A 14,109-nucleotide genomic window follows, 5' to 3' on the forward strand; every position below is an offset into this window, starting at 1 on the left:
TTAAGCCTGGCTCGTCAAGCCGCGCCGCGTTTCGCGAGCCAAGCGTCGACACGCGCGAGCGCGCCCGCGAGCGCCGCTTCGAGCTCGGGCGTCTGCGCCATGCCGCCCCACAGCAGCCGGTCGGCCGCGAATGCGCGCAGCGGATCGGGCGCCGTGAACAAGCCGTGGGCGACGCGCTCGTCCATCACGCCGTCCTGATACGCGTAGGGCAGCTTGCCCGTGTGCCAGCGCTCCAGAAAGCGGAAGAACAACGCGGGCAGCATCGCGGTCGCCGCCGGCGTAACGCCGCGCTCGAAGCATTCGGCGAGTGTCGGCGCGATGAAGCCGGGCAGCTTCGAGAAGCCATCCGCGGCGACGCGCTGGTTCGTGTCGAGAATATGCGGATTGCTGAAGCGCTCGAGCACGACGTCGCGATAGCGTTCGAGATCGAGCGGGCTCGGTGTCAGACACGGGATCACGTCCTCGGTCACGTAGTCGTATGCGAACTGGCGGATGTCGGCGTCGAGCGTGCCTTCGTGGATGTAGTTCAGGCCGACCAGCGTGCCCGCCCACGCGATGCAGCTATGCGTCGCGTTGAGGATGCGGATCTTCGCTTCCTCGTACGGCAGCACCGAATCGACGAGTTCCGCGCCGACCTTCTCCCAGGCCGGCCGTCCCGCGATGAAGCGATCTTCGATCACCCACTGGATGAACGCTTCGCCCATCACCGGGCTCGCGTCGTCGACGCCGGTCGCGGCCTTCACGCGCTCGCGCACGTCGGGCGTCGGACGCGGCGTGATGCGATCGACCATCGAGCACGGGCATGACGTATTGTCGTCGAACCATTGCGCGAGTTCGTTCGCGCCGCGTCGTTCGAGAAACTCGCTCATCCCCGCATGAAAGCGCTCGCCGTTGCTGCGCAGGTTGTCGCAGGTCTGCAGCGTGACGGGTCCCGCGCCGCGCTTCACGCGCGCGTCGAGAATCGCCGCGAGCGCGCCGTAGATCGTCGTGTGACCGCCGGCGAGGTCGGCGGCGAGATCCGGATTCGCGGTGTCGAGCCGGTCGTGTTCATCGAGGTAATAGCCGCCTTCGGTCACGGTGAACGCGATGATCTTGCAGGCCGGATCGGCACCCGCTTCGATCAACCCGTCGAGGCTTTCGCTCCACGGCAGCACGCGCTCGATCGAGCGGATCGTCTCGTAGGCGCGCTGGCCTTGCGGCGTGACCGTTTCGAGCGTGTAGACGCCGTTCTGCGCAGCGAGCGCTTCGAGCACCGGGTTCATGTCGCCGCGAATATTGCCGACGGTCAGCGACCAGTGCGGCTCGCTGGCCGCGCTCGCTTCGTTCAGCCGATGCAGATACCACGCCTGATGCGCGCGATGAAACGAACCCGCGCCGATGTGCAGGATCACGTGTGCGGCCGCGCCGCTGCCTTGCCCGCTGTTCATGTCGTGTCTCCGATGTCGGCCAGAGTTGGCGCTTCAGCGCTTACTCTGGTCCCATGCAACGTAGTTGCAATGTCCACCGCGCTCGTGGCGCGGGTTTTGTGCGTGCAGAGCATTTGCTCTGTATGTGAGCGAATGATCGTACCCGGCGAAACGAAAGTCAAGGCAACGGGGCGGGGTTTTGATGGCGCAGCGCGGCATGCTGGATGCGCGGGCGGCAGCGAGCAGTGTCCGAGGCGGGAACACGCGCTGCGCTCCTCATATTGCATTGCATCAAATTTGACCTCGCGCGCGTCCGGATAAACCCCGGTGCAAAAAAGTATCGGTCCGCGGTTTCTTTTTAAGTGGTCGCCAACGCGTTTGGCGGTTACTTTTTGCTTTACAAGATCAAGATCGGCGGCGCCTCACCCGTGCCGCTCCATGGAGGCAGACAGTGCAACCAGATCTCGAAATCGTGGCCGTACGCCACGACGAATCGTTCAAAGTGTGGTCGCATGGCTATCCGTATCGCACGGTGCGCTGGCACTTTCATCCGGAGTACGAGATCCATCTGATCGTCGCGACGACCGGCAAGATGTTCGTCGGCGATCACATCGGCAGCTTCGCGCCCGGCAATCTCGTGCTGATGGGGCCGAACCTGCCGCACAACTGGGTCAGCGACGTGCCCGAAGGCGAGAGCGTCGCGCAGCGCAATCTGGTCGTGCAATTCGGCCAGGAGTTCGTGTCGAACTGTCTTGAGAGTTTTCCGGAGTGGCGTCAGGTCGAGGCGATGCTTGCCGATGCGCGTCGCGGCCTGTCGTTCGGTCACGAGACCTCGGCGCAAATCAAGCCGCTCTTTCTCGAACTGCTCGGGGCGCGCGGACTGCGCCGGCTCGTGCTGTTCATGTCGATGCTCGAGATCCTGATGAACGCGCCGGATCGCGACACGCTCGCGAGTCCCGCATACCAGGCCGATCCCACCAGTTTCGCGGCGACCCGCATCAATCATGTGCTCGCGTATATCGGCAAGAACCTCTCGAACGAATTGCGCGAGTCGGAGCTTGCGCAACTCGCCGGCCAGAGCGTCAGCGCGTTTTCGCGTTATTTCCGCCGCCATACCGGGCTGCCTTTCGTGCAGTACGTGAATCGCATGCGCATCAATCTCGCGTGCCAGTTGCTGACCGACGGCGATCTGAGCGTGACCGACATCTGCTTCAAGGCGGGCTTCAACAACCTGTCGAATTTCAACCGGCAGTTTCTGGCCATGAAGGGCATGGCGCCATCGACGTTCCGCCGTTATCAGCAACTGAACGATGCGAGCCGCGACGCTTCCGAGCAAGCGGCCGCGCGTGGCCGGGGCATCGACAACGCGCCGGCGATCGTGCTCGCGCCGGGCTTGCCGCGTAGCGGCGTCGCCTATCCGGTCACATAGTTCCCGCCCGGTAGTCCGCTGTTTTAGTCCACTCGCGTTTCAACACGCATCGATCGCGCTGTGCGCCCACAGCGCGAGGGGGCGTGCTCACCTCAAAAAATGGAGACAACCATGAAGCCGTCTACTCTTTCGCACAATTCTTCGACGATGTTCGCGCGCCGCATCTGCGCGCTCGCGTTCGGTTTGTCGCTCGTCGCCGTATCGGCTGCGCAGACCGCGCAGGCCGCGCCGCTGAAAATCGGCATGACGTTTCAGGAGCTGAACAACCCGTACTTCGTGACGATGCAAAAAGCGCTGAACGACGCGGCCGCGTCGACCGGCGCGACCGTCGTCGTCACCGACGCGCATCACGACGTCAGCAAGCAGGTCAGTGACGTCGAAGACATGCTGCAAAAGAAGATCGACATCCTGCTCGTCAATCCGACCGACTCGACCGGCATCCAGTCGGCGGTCACGTCGGCGAAGAAGGCGGGCGTCGTCGTGGTCGCGGTCGATGCGAACGCGAACGGACCCGTCGATTCGTTCGTCGGTTCGAAGAACTACGACGCGGGCGTGATGGCTTGCGACTACCTCGCGAAGTCGATCGGCGGCAGCGGCGAAGTGGCGATTCTCGACGGCATTCCGGTCGTGCCGATTCTTGAACGCGTGCGCGGCTGCAAGGCGGCGCTCGCGAAGTCGCCGGGCGTGAAGCTCGTCGATACGCAGAACGGCAAGCAGGAACGCGCGACCGCGCTGTCCGTCACCGAGAACATGATCCAGGCGCATCCGAATCTGAAGGGCGTGTTCAGCGTCAACGACGGCGGTTCGATGGGTGCGCTGTCGGCAATCGAATCGTCGGGCAAGGACATCAAGCTGACGAGCGTCGATGGTGCGCCTGAGGCGATCGCCGCGATTCAGAAGCCGGATTCGAAATTCGTCGAGACGTCGGCGCAGTTCCCGGCCGACCAGGTGCGCATCGCGCTCGGCATCGCGCTCGCGAAGAAGTGGGGCGCCAATGTGCCGAAAGCGATTCCGGTCGACGTGAAAATGATCGACAGGAACAACGCGAAGGGCTTCAGCTGGTAACGCAAGCGCAGGCCGCCGCGCGTGGCGATCATGCGCGGCGGTGCGCAGCAAAAGGAACACGCGATGGATGCGCTTCTGAAGCTCGACAACATCAGCAAGAGCTTTCCCGGTGTGAAGGCGCTGCAAGGCATTCACCTGGAGATCGCGCGTGGCGAGATTCACGCGCTGCTCGGCGAGAACGGCGCGGGCAAATCGACGCTGATGAAAATTCTGTGCGGCATCTATCAGCCGGACGAAGGAACGATCACGCTCGACGGCGAGCAACGCCACTTCGCGAACTACCACGACGCGGTGGCCGCGGGCGTCGGTATCGTGTTTCAGGAGTTCAGCCTGATTCCGTATCTGAACGCGGTGGAGAATATGTTTCTCGGCCGTGAAATGCGCAATCGCTTCGGCCTGCTCGAACGCGCCAGAATGCGCCGCGCGGCGGCCGCGATTTTTCAGCGGCTTGGCGTTGCGATCGATCTGTCGGTGCCGATCAGGGAACTCTCCGTTGCGCAGCAGCAGTTCGTCGAAATCGGCAAGGCGTTGTCGCTCGATGCTCGCGTGCTGATTCTCGACGAACCGACCGCGACGCTGACGCCCGCCGAAGCCGCGCATCTGTTCACGATCATGCGCGAGCTGAAGCAGCAGGGCGTCGCGATGATCTTTATCTCGCACCACCTCGAAGAGATCTTCGAGGTGTGCGACCGCATCACGGTGCTGCGCGACGGCCAGTACGTCGGCATGACCGAGGTCGCGCAATCCGACGTGAGCCGGCTCGTGCAGATGATGGTGGGACGCCGCATCGAAAGCAGCTTTCCGCCGAAGCCGGCGCCGCGCGCCGATGCGAAGGTCGTGCTCGACGTCGTGCGCTTGCAGTTGTTCAAAGACAGCCCCGAGTTGAGCTTCACGCTGCGCGAAGGAGAGATTCTCGGTTTCGCGGGACTCGTCGGTTCGGGGCGCACCGAGACCGCGCTCGCGGTGATCGGCGCGGAGCGCGCGTACGTGAAGGAGATTCGCGTGAACGGCACCGCCGCAAAGCTCGCCGATCCGGCCGAAGCGCTGCGCGCGGGCGTCGGCATTCTGCCCGAGAGCCGCAAGACCGAAGGGCTCATTACCGACTTCTCGATCAAGCAGAACATCTCGATCAACAACCTCGGCAAGTACCGGTCGCTGCGTTTCTTCATCGACCAGCGCAGCGAGGCGCGCGCGACCGCCGACATCATGAAGCGCGTGGGCGTGAAGGCGCCGACGATGCACACCGAAGTCGCGACGCTGTCGGGCGGCAATCAGCAGAAGGTCGTGATCGCGCGCTGGCTCAATCACCACACCAACATCCTGATCTTCGACGAACCGACTCGCGGCATCGACGTCGGCGCGAAGGCCGAAATCTATCTGCTGATGCGCGAACTGACCGCGCGCGGCTACTCGATCATCATGATCTCGTCCGAGTTGCCGGAGATCGTCGGCATGTGCGACCGCGTCGCCGTGTTCCGGCAGGGCCGCATCGAAGTGCTGCTCGAAGGCGACGCGATCGAATCGAACGCCGTGATGACCTATGCGACCGCCGGTTCGCTTGGAGCTTCTCATGAACTTGCCTAATCCTTCCTCTTCGCCGAAAACATCGAGCGTCAGCAGCGACACGGCGGGCGCGCCGGTGCGCTTCACGTGGGCCGCGCTGAAGCGCTCGTCGCTGTTCTATCCGTTCATCGGCCTGCTGGTGGTCTGCATCGTGATGGTGTTCGCGAGCGATAGCTTTCTGTCGGCCGCGAACATCGAGAACGTGCTGCGCCAGGTGTCGATCAACGCGATCATCGCGGTCGGCATGACCTGCGTGATCCTGACGGGCGGCATCGATCTGTCGGTCGGCTCGGTGATGGCGCTCGCGGGCACGCTGTCGGCCGGGCTGATGGTCGCGGGCATGAACGGGGTGGCCGCGCTCGCGATCGGCCTCGCGGTCGGTCTCGGCTTCGGCGCGGCCAACGGCTTTTTCGTCGCGTTCGCCGGCATGCCGCCGATCATCGTCACGCTCGCGACGATGGGTATCGCGCGCGGCCTCGCGCTGATCTACACCGGCGGCTACCCGATCGACGGTCTGCCCGACTGGGTCAGCTTCTTCGGCAGCGGCAAGATTCTCGGCATCCAGGCGCCGGTCGTAATCATGGCGGTGATCTATGTGATCGCGTGGGTGCTGCTCGAACGGATGCCGTTCGGCCGCTACGTGTATGCGATCGGCGGCAACGAGCAGGCGACGCGCTTGTCCGGCGTGCGCGTCGCGCGCGTGAAGCTGATCGTCTACACGATCGCCGGCTTGACGTCCGCGTTCGCCGCGATCGTGCTGACCGCGCGTCTGATGAGCGGCCAGCCGAACGCGGGCGTCGGCTTCGAACTCGACGCAATCGCCGCCGTCGTGATGGGCGGCACGTCGATCTCCGGTGGACGCGGCTCGATCATCGGCACGCTGATCGGCGCGCTGTTACTCGGTGTGCTGAATAACGGCCTGAACATGGTCGGCGTCAATCCATACGTGCAGAACGTGATCAAGGGCGGAATCATTCTGCTCGCGATCTATATCAGCCGCGACCGCAGAAAGTAACGCTCACTTCCCCACATCTTTTTTGCAGGACCATGCAATGACGACTCCATCCGACCAGCAGAACATGACCGCCATCGTCTGTCATGCACCGAAAGACTATCGCGTCGAGCAAGTGCAGAAGCCACGCGCCCGCGCGCACGAGCTGGTGATCCGCATCGCCGCGTGCGGCATCTGCGCGAGCGACTGCAAATGCCATTCGGGCGCGAAGATGTTCTGGGGCGGCCCGAGCCCGTGGGTCAAGGCGCCGGTGATTCCGGGCCACGAGTTCTTTGGCTATGTCGAGGAACTGGGCGAGGGCGCGGCCGAGCATTTCGGCGTGCAAAAAGGCGAGCGCGTGATCGCCGAGCAGATCGTGCCGTGCGGCAAGTGCCGCTACTGCAAATCAGGCCAGTACTGGATGTGCGAAGTGCACAACATCTTCGGCTTTCAGCGCGAGGTCGCGGATGGCGGCATGGCGGAGTACATGCGGATTCCGCCGACCGCGATCGTCCACAAGATTCCCGACGGCATCTCGCTCGAAGACGCCGCGATCATCGAGCCGCTCGCGTGCGCGATTCACACGGTCAATCGCGGCGATCTGCAACTCGACGACGTCGTCGTGATCGCGGGCGCGGGGCCGCTCGGTCTGATGATGACGCAGGTCGCGCATCTGAAGACGCCAAAGAAGCTCGTCGTGATCGATCTCGTCGAAGAGCGGCTCGCGCTCGCGCGCGAATACGGCGCGGACGTGACGATCAATCCTCAGAAGGACGACGCGCTCGCGATCATTCGTTCACTGACTGACGGCTACGGCTGCGACGTCTATATTGAAACGACGGGCGCGCCGATCGGCGTGAACCAGGGGATGGACCTGATCCGCAAGCTCGGGCGCTTCGTCGAATTCTCGGTGTTCGGCGCGGATACGACGCTCGACTGGTCGGTGATCGGTGATCGCAAGGAACTCGATGTGCGCGGCGCGCACCTTGGACCTTATTGCTATCCGATCGCGATCGATCTGCTCGCGCGCGGACTTGTCACGTCGAAGGGCATCGTCACGCACGGCTTTTCGTTGGAAGAATGGGACGAAGCGATCAGGATCGCGAATTCGCTCGACTCGATCAAGGTGCTGATGAAGCCGCGCGCATGAATCTCGTGTGCGGCGTTTCAACGGAGACTCTATGAACTACGTCATCGGCGTCGATATCGGCACGCAGAGCACGAAAGCGTTGCTGGTCGACGAGCATGGCGCGATCGTCGCGCAGCATGCGTCGAGCTATCAACCCGATACGCCGAAGCCGTTGTGGGCCGAGCAGTGGCCCGCGGTGTGGCTGAAGGCCGTGGTCGAATGCGTGGCCGCGTGCGTCGGCGACGCGAAGGCGGCCGGCATCGCGCCGGGTGCGATCAAGGCGCTGTGCGTGAGCAGCCTGTACGGCGGCTCTGGCATCCCGGTCGATAACGACATGCGGCCGCTCGCACCGTGCCTGATCTGGATGGACCGGCGCGCGACCGCGCAGGTGGACTGGGTGCGCGAGAACGTCGATCTCGAACGGCTCCATACGATCACCGGTAATGGGGTAGACAGCTACTACGGCTACACGAAGATGCTGTGGCTGCGCGAGAACGAGCCGGACGTGTGGGCGCATACGCGCTACTTCCTGCCGCCGAACGCGTACGTGATCTACATGCTGACCGGCGAGGTCGCCGTCGATCACAGCTCGGCTGGCAATATCGGCGGCGTCTACGATATCCCGCGGCGCGACTGGTCGGACGAAGCGCTCGACATGCTCGGCATTCCCGCGACGATGATGCCGGAGCGGCTCGTCGAATCGTCGGAGGTGGTGGGCGGCTTGTTGTCGCAATGGACCGCGCAGCTTGGGCTCGATGCAGGCACGGCGATCGTCGCGGGCGGCGTCGATGCGGCGATGGCGACGTTCGCGGCCGGTGTCACGCGCGCCGGGCAGCACGTCGCGATGATCGGCACCAGCATGTGCTGGGGCTACATCAATCAGCGTGTCGACGCACGCCACGGTTTGGTCAGCATGCCGCACGTTTTCAACGGGCAGCACGATATCTACGTATTCGGCGGCGCGATTACCGCGGGCGCGTCGGTCAGCTGGTATCGCGAGCAGTTCTGTCACGCGGAGATCGAGGCCGCGCGCGCGACACCGCATGGCGATCCGCATCGGCTGCTCGAAGAAACGGCCGCGCAAGTGCCGGCCGGCGCCGACGGCGTGCTGTTCCTGCCGTATCTGATGGGCGAGCGAAGTCCGGTGTGGGATGCGAAGGCGAGCGGCGCGTTCGTCGGGTTGTCGCTGTTTCATACGCGTGCGCATCTGTATCGCGCGGTGCTCGAAGGGGTGTCGTTCGCGCTGAAACACAACATCGAGGCGGGGCGCAAAGGCGCGCAATCGCTCGACGACAAGCTGATCGTCGTGGGCGGCGCCGCGCATTCGGACCTGTGGATGCAGATCATCGCCGATGTCACCGGCTATCCGGTCTACACGATCGAGCAAGATGTAGAAGCCGCGATGGGCGCGGCGTTGCTCGCCGCGCTCGGCGTCAGCCTCGTGTCGCGCGAAGCGGCGCAAGGCGGCTGGGTCACACTGATCGAGCGCGCGCAGCCCGACGCACGGCGCATGGCGTTATACGAGCAGCGCTTCGGCGTGTACGTGGATCTCTATCCGGTTTTGAAGCCGGTCATGCATCGCTTGCAATCATCATGAACGCTACTTTCGATTTTTCCGGACGCTCGATCCTGGTGACGGGCGCCTCCAGTGGCATCGGCCGCGCGACGGTCGAGGCGCTGTGCGCGAGCGGCGCATCGGTCGTCGCGGCCGCGCGCAACGTGAACGAGCTCGCGCGGCTCGCCGAGGAAACCGGCTGCGAGCCGTTGAAGCTCGATGTTAGCGACGAAGCCGCAATCGACGAAGCATTCGCGTCGCTCGAACCGTTCGACGGTCTCGTCAATTGCGCGGGCATCGCGTTGCTGGAACGCGCGGTGGATACCACGGCCGCGAGCTTCGATCGCGTGATGGCGGTGAATGCGCGCGGCGCGGTGCTGGTCGCGAAGCACGTCGCGCGCGGCATGCTCGACGCGGGGCGCGCGGGCAGCATCGTCAACGTTTCGAGTCAGGCCGCGCTCGTCGCGCTCGACGATCATCTGAGCTATTCGGCGTCGAAGGCGGCGCTCGATGCGGTCACGCGCGCGTTGTGCATCGAGCTGGGGCCGCACGGGATTCGCGTGAATAGCGTGAACCCGACGGTCACGCTGACGCCGATGGCGGTGCTGGCGTGGAGCGATCCCGTCAAACGCGATCCTGCGTTGCAGGCGATTCCGCTCAGGCGCTTTGCTGAATCCGCCGAGGTCGCGGCGCCGATTCTGTTTTTGTTGAGCGATGCGGCGTCGATGGTTAGCGGGGTGTGTTTGCCGATTGATGGTGGTTATACCGCGCGTTAGGGGGTGTCAAGCGCCGTTGGTTGCCTGGTGAAATGAAAATAGACGTAAGCCCCGCCAGACGGCGGGGCCGTCCGGCGGGCGGTGGTGCAGGCTACTCACTCAGAAGAAGACGTTTAAGTTTGTCGAGAAAAGATTCGACGGTGTGACCCCACAGCGTCGGATCGAACTGCCTGCCGAATTCCTCCTCGAAGGCAGCGCCAAGATTTCCAGCGTGATCTCTCTTGAACCGATCTATGTCGGCCAGCTTTGCGTTAATCATTTCTGGCGTGCATCCGCTTGCACAAGTCCGCACCAACTCTTCAATTGTGTTTCCCCAGTAGTCGGAATCCTCGTTGAAGTAGACACCGATCAATTGATCCAGATCGTCGTATCTCATGTATCGCCGTCCAGTGCGAGGAAAATCAGGCTACTCGCTCAGGAGAAGACTCTTAAGTTTGTCGAGAAAAGCCTCGGTGGTTTGCTCCCACACCGTCGGATCGCACTGATAGCCAAAATTTTTCTCAAACGCGGCGTCGAGATTCCCAGCATGTTCGCTCTTGAATCGGTCTATCTCGGCCACCGTCGCATTAATCTCTTCCTGTGTGCACTCGCATGTAAAAGACAAGACCAATTCCTCGATTGTGTTGCCAAAAAAGGTCGAAGTCTTCATGGAAGCGGCCACAAATCAATTGATACAAATTTTCGTATCTCATATATCAATATCCATGTGAAATTCAGCCTTCGATCATAGCCGTGAGAATGTAGTACGGCATCCCGTTGTACGTCCCGTGCTTCAAGATGACCTTCACTTTACTGCTGTCCACTAGGGTGTCAGTCTTCTGGCAAAGCGCAAAGCGCAAAGCGCACCCGCACCGACCATTTCCAGCACGCCGCCGACGACCTGTAAACCGCCCCAAAGCCGGTTGGAAAGCATTTCCGACTGGCTGATCGACTGACGAGATAGCACGGCCGCGAGTTGCGGAGCACTCAGTACAACCTTCACTCCTTCGGCGTTATCGGCACCGGGCATATCGAAACCCTCTGATGTTTTTTATGGGGTTCCGATGCTGCCATGCTGACCATCTCTCAAGATTCGGAGAACTCCGAACTTTCCTCAGCCCGATGAACGGTGCCTGTTATGCAACAAGCGGGAATAACCGCGGCATTACGCTTGCCGTGATTTACCGGTCATACCCTGTCTGACACGCGCCAACCGTTACAGCATCGTCCGCACATGCCACAACTCCGGGAACAGCACGACATCGAGCATCTTGCGCAGATACGGCGCGCCGCTAGTGCCGCCGGTGCCCTGCTTGAAGCCGATGATGCGCTCGACGGTCGTCACGTGGCGGAAGCGCCATTGGCGGAACGCATCCTCGAGATCGACCAGTTCTTCCGCCATCTCGTACAGCTCCCAATGCTCGGACGGATTGCGATACACCTCGAGCCACGCGGCCTCCACCGACGCATCATGTTCAGTAGGCCTGGTCCAGTCGCGTTCGAGCCGCGTGGGCGAAATCTTGAAGCCGCGACGCGCCAGCAGCCGCACCACTTCGTCGTAGAACGACGGCGCTTCGAGCGATGCCTTCACTTGCGCGTACACGTCGGCGCGATGCGCATGCGGCTTCAGCATCTGCTCGTTCTTGTTGCCGAGCAGGAACTCGATCTGCCGGTACTGATACGACTGGAAGCCCGACGAAGTGCCGAGGTACGGCCGCATCGCCGTGTATTCGGATGGCGTCATCGTCGCGAGCACGCTCCACGCCTGCACCAGTTGCTCCATGATCCGCGACACGCGCGCGAGCATCTTGAACGCCGGCGGCAGCTCGTCGCGATGCACGGCCGCGAGCGCCGCGCGCAACTCGTACAGCGCGAGCTTCATCCACAGCTCGCTCGTCTGATGCTGGATGATGAACAGCATCTCGTTGTGATCCGGGGACAACGGATGCTGCGCGTCCAGCACCGTGCCGAGCGACAGATAATCGCCGTAGCTCATCGACTCCGAGAAGTCGAGCTGCGCGTCGTGCCAGCCGCTATTTGTCGTGCTCGCGGCGCTCGCTGCCGGCGCCGAAGCCATCTGTCCGTGCCCGAACGGGCAGCCCTGTGCCGCCGGTTCTTCTGGCAAGCCCGGCGTGTGCATGTGATCGGTCATTCTGTCGTCCTCAGGTAACGGCGCCGCGCTGGGCGAATTCAGGAGCTTTCCAGGCCTCGCGGGTGAGCACGTCGCGCAAGGTTTCGACGGCGTCCCAGACGTCGACGAAACGCGTGTACAGCGGCGTGAAGCCGAAGCGCAGCACGTGCGGCTCGCGATAGTCGCCGATCACGCCACGCGCAATCAGCGCCTGCATCACCTCGTAGCCGTGCGGATGCTCGAAGCTCGCATGCGAGCCGCGCTGCGCATGCTCGCGCGGCGTCACGAGCTTCAGTGGAAATTCGCTGCAACGCGTCTCGACCAGTTCGATGAACAGATCGGTCAGCGCGAGCGACTTCTCGCGAACCGCCTGCATGTTGGTTTGCAGAAACACGTCGAGCCCGCATTCGACGAGCGCCATCGACACCATCGGCTGTGTGCCGCACAGGAAGCGGCCTACGCCGTTGTCGGGCTGATACGTCGGATTCATTTCGAACGGCGCGCGACGCCCCCACCAGCCCGACAGCGGCTGCGCGAACTCGTTCTGGTGGCGCTTGGGCACCCACACGAATGCGGGCGAACCGGGGCCGCCGTTCAGATACTTGTAGGTGCAGCCGACCGCGTAGTCGGCGCCGACGCCGTTCAGATCGACCGGCACCGCGCCCGCCGAATGCGCGAGGTCCCATAGCGCGAGCGCGCCCCTGTCGTGGATCAGCTTCGTCAGCGCGGCCATGTCGTGCATATAGCCGGTCCGGTAGTTCACGTGCGTGATCATCGCGATCGCGGTGTCCGCGCCGATCGCGTCGGGCAGCTCGGACGGATCGTCGACGAGGCGCAGCTCGTAGCCGCGATCGAGCTGTTCGATCAAACCCTGCGCGATATACAGATCGCTCGGGAAGTTCGAGCGCTCGGACACGATCACGCGACGCTGCGGATCGCGCGCATTCGCGAGCCGCAGCGCGGCCGACAGCAGCTTGAACAGGTTGATCGAGATCGTGTCGGTGATCACGACTTCGTCTTCGGCTGCGCCGATCAACGGCGCGAGCTTGTTGCCGAGCCGGCGCGGCAGCACGAACCAACCGGATTTGTTCCAGCTGCGGATCAGCCCTTCGCCCCATTCGGCGGCGATCACGGTTTGCGCGCGCTGCGCGGCGGCGGCCGGCGGTACGCCGAGCGAGTTGCCGTCGAGATAGATAGTCGTCGGCGATAGCGCGAACTGGTCGCGCAGCGCTGCGAGCGGGTCGGCGCTGTCGAGCGCCACGGCTTCGTCACGATGGTTCATGGTGGTTCGATGGGTTGGGTTTGGGTTGTCGGGTCAGTAGCTCGCCGCGGGCGTGGCCTGGCGCGAGCCGGGTAGTGCGCGCAGCACCGCGCGCACCGGGCTCGCGTCGAGCGTGGTCAGCTTCAGCGGCAGCGCGATCAGCTCGTAGTCGCCGGGTTCTACCGCGTCGAGCACGATGCCTTCGAGAATCGCCATCCGGTGCGCGCGAATGCGGTGATGCGCGTCCATCGTCTTCGATTCCTGCGGATCGAGCGATGGCGTATCGATGCCGATCAGCTTCACCCCACGCGCGGCGAGCAGATCGACGGTCTCGGGCGCGACCGCGCAGAACGCGCTGTCCCACTCGCGCGTCGGCGCATTCCTGTAAGTGCGCAGTAAGACTCGCGGCGGCAGATCGTCGAGCGAGCCGGTCAGGTGTTGTGGCGTCACAACAGGCGAAGCGCCGACACAGTCAATCACTCTGCATAAACCGAGATACGCGTCGAGCGGCACGTCGCCGATCGCGGCGCCGTCGGCGTCGTAGTGCAGCGGCGCATCGGTATGCGCGCCGGTGTGCGGCGACATCGTCAGACGCGCGACATTGACCGGCGAGCCAGCCTCCATGCGCCAGACGCGTTCGATGCCGACCGGCGTGTCGCCCGGCCAGACGGGCGTGGCGGGATCGACGGCGGGGGTGATGTCCCAGAGTGCGCGCATGACGGTTTCGACGGAAGGTGACTATCTCTAAATGATAGAGGTCAAGCCGTGAAATGTGATTGCGAAAAAATCTCCTAACAAGCCGTGTCTTGGAACATAATTTGAGC

At 63.3% G+C, this 14,109-nt stretch carries 13 protein-coding genes and 1 pseudogene; 7 read left to right on the forward strand and 7 right to left on the reverse strand.

Annotated features, from left to right (window positions below):
• Positions 1-14: 14 nt before the first annotated feature.
• Positions 15-1,427: a D-arabinitol 4-dehydrogenase gene (dalD, locus tag G5S42_RS01205; protein WP_176105174.1), complete on the reverse strand. Its 1,413-nt coding sequence runs from the start codon at positions 1,425-1,427 to the stop codon at positions 15-17.
• Between the two features lie 430 nt (positions 1,428-1,857).
• On the opposite strand from dalD, the gene G5S42_RS01210 reads away from it, so the two are divergent.
• The 7 genes from G5S42_RS01210 to G5S42_RS01240 all read left to right on the forward strand — a co-directional run bounded on the left by G5S42_RS01210 (position 1,858) and on the right by G5S42_RS01240 (position 9,914).
• Entirely contained in the window at positions 1,858-2,835 is a 978-nt protein-coding gene (locus G5S42_RS01210) for an AraC family transcriptional regulator (RefSeq protein ID WP_176105175.1), read from the forward strand.
• Positions 2,836-2,946: 111 nt separating this feature from the next.
• Positions 2,947-3,900, forward strand: coding sequence for a substrate-binding domain-containing protein (locus tag G5S42_RS01215; protein WP_176105176.1), 954 nt, complete (start codon positions 2,947-2,949; stop codon positions 3,898-3,900).
• 63 nt (positions 3,901-3,963) lie between these two features.
• Complete coding sequence (locus G5S42_RS01220; RefSeq protein ID WP_176105177.1) at positions 3,964-5,484, forward strand: sugar ABC transporter ATP-binding protein; 1,521 nt, start codon at positions 3,964-3,966, stop codon at positions 5,482-5,484.
• Positions 5,471-6,478 (forward strand): ABC transporter permease, encoded by a 1,008-nt coding sequence (locus G5S42_RS01225; protein ID WP_176105178.1) that lies wholly within the window; start codon positions 5,471-5,473, stop codon positions 6,476-6,478. The genes G5S42_RS01220 and G5S42_RS01225 overlap by 14 nt, the downstream gene beginning before the upstream one ends.
• Positions 6,479-6,515: 37 nt before the next feature.
• The gene (locus tag G5S42_RS01230) at positions 6,516-7,604 is read left to right on the forward strand and encodes an alcohol dehydrogenase catalytic domain-containing protein (RefSeq protein ID WP_176105179.1); all 1,089 of its coding nucleotides are present in this window, start codon (positions 6,516-6,518) and stop codon (positions 7,602-7,604) included.
• Between the two features lie 31 nt (positions 7,605-7,635).
• A complete protein-coding gene (locus G5S42_RS01235) occupies positions 7,636-9,180 on the forward strand; it encodes an FGGY-family carbohydrate kinase (protein WP_176105180.1) in 1,545 nt (514 codons plus the stop codon).
• Entirely contained in the window at positions 9,177-9,914 is a 738-nt protein-coding gene (locus G5S42_RS01240; protein WP_176105181.1) for an SDR family oxidoreductase, read from the forward strand. Before G5S42_RS01235 ends, G5S42_RS01240 begins: the two co-directional genes overlap by 4 nt.
• A 91-nt stretch (positions 9,915-10,005) precedes the next feature.
• Here the strand turns inward: G5S42_RS01240 and G5S42_RS01245 are convergent, their stop codons facing one another.
• The 6 genes and pseudogenes from G5S42_RS01245 to kynB all read right to left on the reverse strand — a co-directional run bounded on the left by G5S42_RS01245 (position 10,006) and on the right by kynB (position 14,002).
• Positions 10,006-10,290 carry a contact-dependent growth inhibition system immunity protein gene (locus G5S42_RS01245; protein WP_176105182.1) on the reverse strand — a complete coding sequence of 95 codons (285 nt, stop codon included), beginning with the start codon at positions 10,288-10,290 and terminating at the stop codon, positions 10,006-10,008.
• Between the two features lie 30 nt (positions 10,291-10,320).
• Entirely contained in the window at positions 10,321-10,563 is a 243-nt protein-coding gene (locus G5S42_RS01250) for a contact-dependent growth inhibition system immunity protein (protein WP_246391774.1), read from the reverse strand.
• Positions 10,564-10,743: 180 nt separating this feature from the next.
• Positions 10,744-10,923, reverse strand: a pseudogene (locus G5S42_RS01255) (RNase A-like domain-containing protein); the annotation flags it as partial.
• A 186-nt stretch (positions 10,924-11,109) separates the two neighbouring features.
• Positions 11,110-12,045: a tryptophan 2,3-dioxygenase gene (kynA, locus tag G5S42_RS01260; RefSeq protein WP_176105183.1), complete on the reverse strand. Its 936-nt coding sequence runs from the start codon at positions 12,043-12,045 to the stop codon at positions 11,110-11,112.
• Between the two features lie 10 nt (positions 12,046-12,055).
• Positions 12,056-13,306, reverse strand: coding sequence for a kynureninase (gene kynU, locus G5S42_RS01265; protein ID WP_176105184.1), 1,251 nt, complete (start codon positions 13,304-13,306; stop codon positions 12,056-12,058).
• 33 nt (positions 13,307-13,339) lie between these two features.
• The gene (kynB, locus tag G5S42_RS01270; protein WP_176105185.1) at positions 13,340-14,002 is read right to left on the reverse strand and encodes an arylformamidase; all 663 of its coding nucleotides are present in this window, start codon (positions 14,000-14,002) and stop codon (positions 13,340-13,342) included.
• Positions 14,003-14,109: the final 107 nt, after the last annotated feature.

Origin of the sequence: Paraburkholderia youngii (assembly GCF_013366925.1) — a bacterium.
GTDB classification, from domain to species: domain Bacteria; phylum Pseudomonadota; class Gammaproteobacteria; order Burkholderiales; family Burkholderiaceae; genus Paraburkholderia; species Paraburkholderia youngii.

What these genes read in the sequence shown, in the direction of transcription:
- dalD (WP_176105174.1), bottom strand. Translation starts at nt 1,427, where the DNA reads ATGAACAGCGGGCAAGGCAGCGGCGCGGCCGCACACGTGATCCTGCAC.
- G5S42_RS01215 (WP_176105176.1), top strand. Translation starts at nt 2,947, where the DNA reads ATGAAGCCGTCTACTCTTTCGCACAATTCTTCGACGATGTTCGCGCGC.
- G5S42_RS01220 (WP_176105177.1), top strand. Translation starts at nt 3,964, where the DNA reads ATGGATGCGCTTCTGAAGCTCGACAACATCAGCAAGAGCTTTCCCGGT.
- G5S42_RS01225 (WP_176105178.1), top strand. Translation starts at nt 5,471, where the DNA reads ATGAACTTGCCTAATCCTTCCTCTTCGCCGAAAACATCGAGCGTCAGC.
- G5S42_RS01230 (WP_176105179.1), top strand. Translation starts at nt 6,516, where the DNA reads ATGACGACTCCATCCGACCAGCAGAACATGACCGCCATCGTCTGTCAT.
- G5S42_RS01235 (WP_176105180.1), top strand. Translation starts at nt 7,636, where the DNA reads ATGAACTACGTCATCGGCGTCGATATCGGCACGCAGAGCACGAAAGCG.
- G5S42_RS01240 (WP_176105181.1), top strand. Translation starts at nt 9,177, where the DNA reads ATGAACGCTACTTTCGATTTTTCCGGACGCTCGATCCTGGTGACGGGC.
- G5S42_RS01245 (WP_176105182.1), bottom strand. Translation starts at nt 10,290, where the DNA reads ATGAGATACGACGATCTGGATCAATTGATCGGTGTCTACTTCAACGAG.
- G5S42_RS01250 (WP_246391774.1), bottom strand. Translation starts at nt 10,563, where the DNA reads ATGAAGACTTCGACCTTTTTTGGCAACACAATCGAGGAATTGGTCTTG.
- kynA (WP_176105183.1), bottom strand. Translation starts at nt 12,045, where the DNA reads ATGACCGATCACATGCACACGCCGGGCTTGCCAGAAGAACCGGCGGCA.
- kynU (WP_176105184.1), bottom strand. Translation starts at nt 13,306, where the DNA reads ATGAACCATCGTGACGAAGCCGTGGCGCTCGACAGCGCCGACCCGCTC.
- kynB (WP_176105185.1), bottom strand. Translation starts at nt 14,002, where the DNA reads ATGCGCGCACTCTGGGACATCACCCCCGCCGTCGATCCCGCCACGCCC.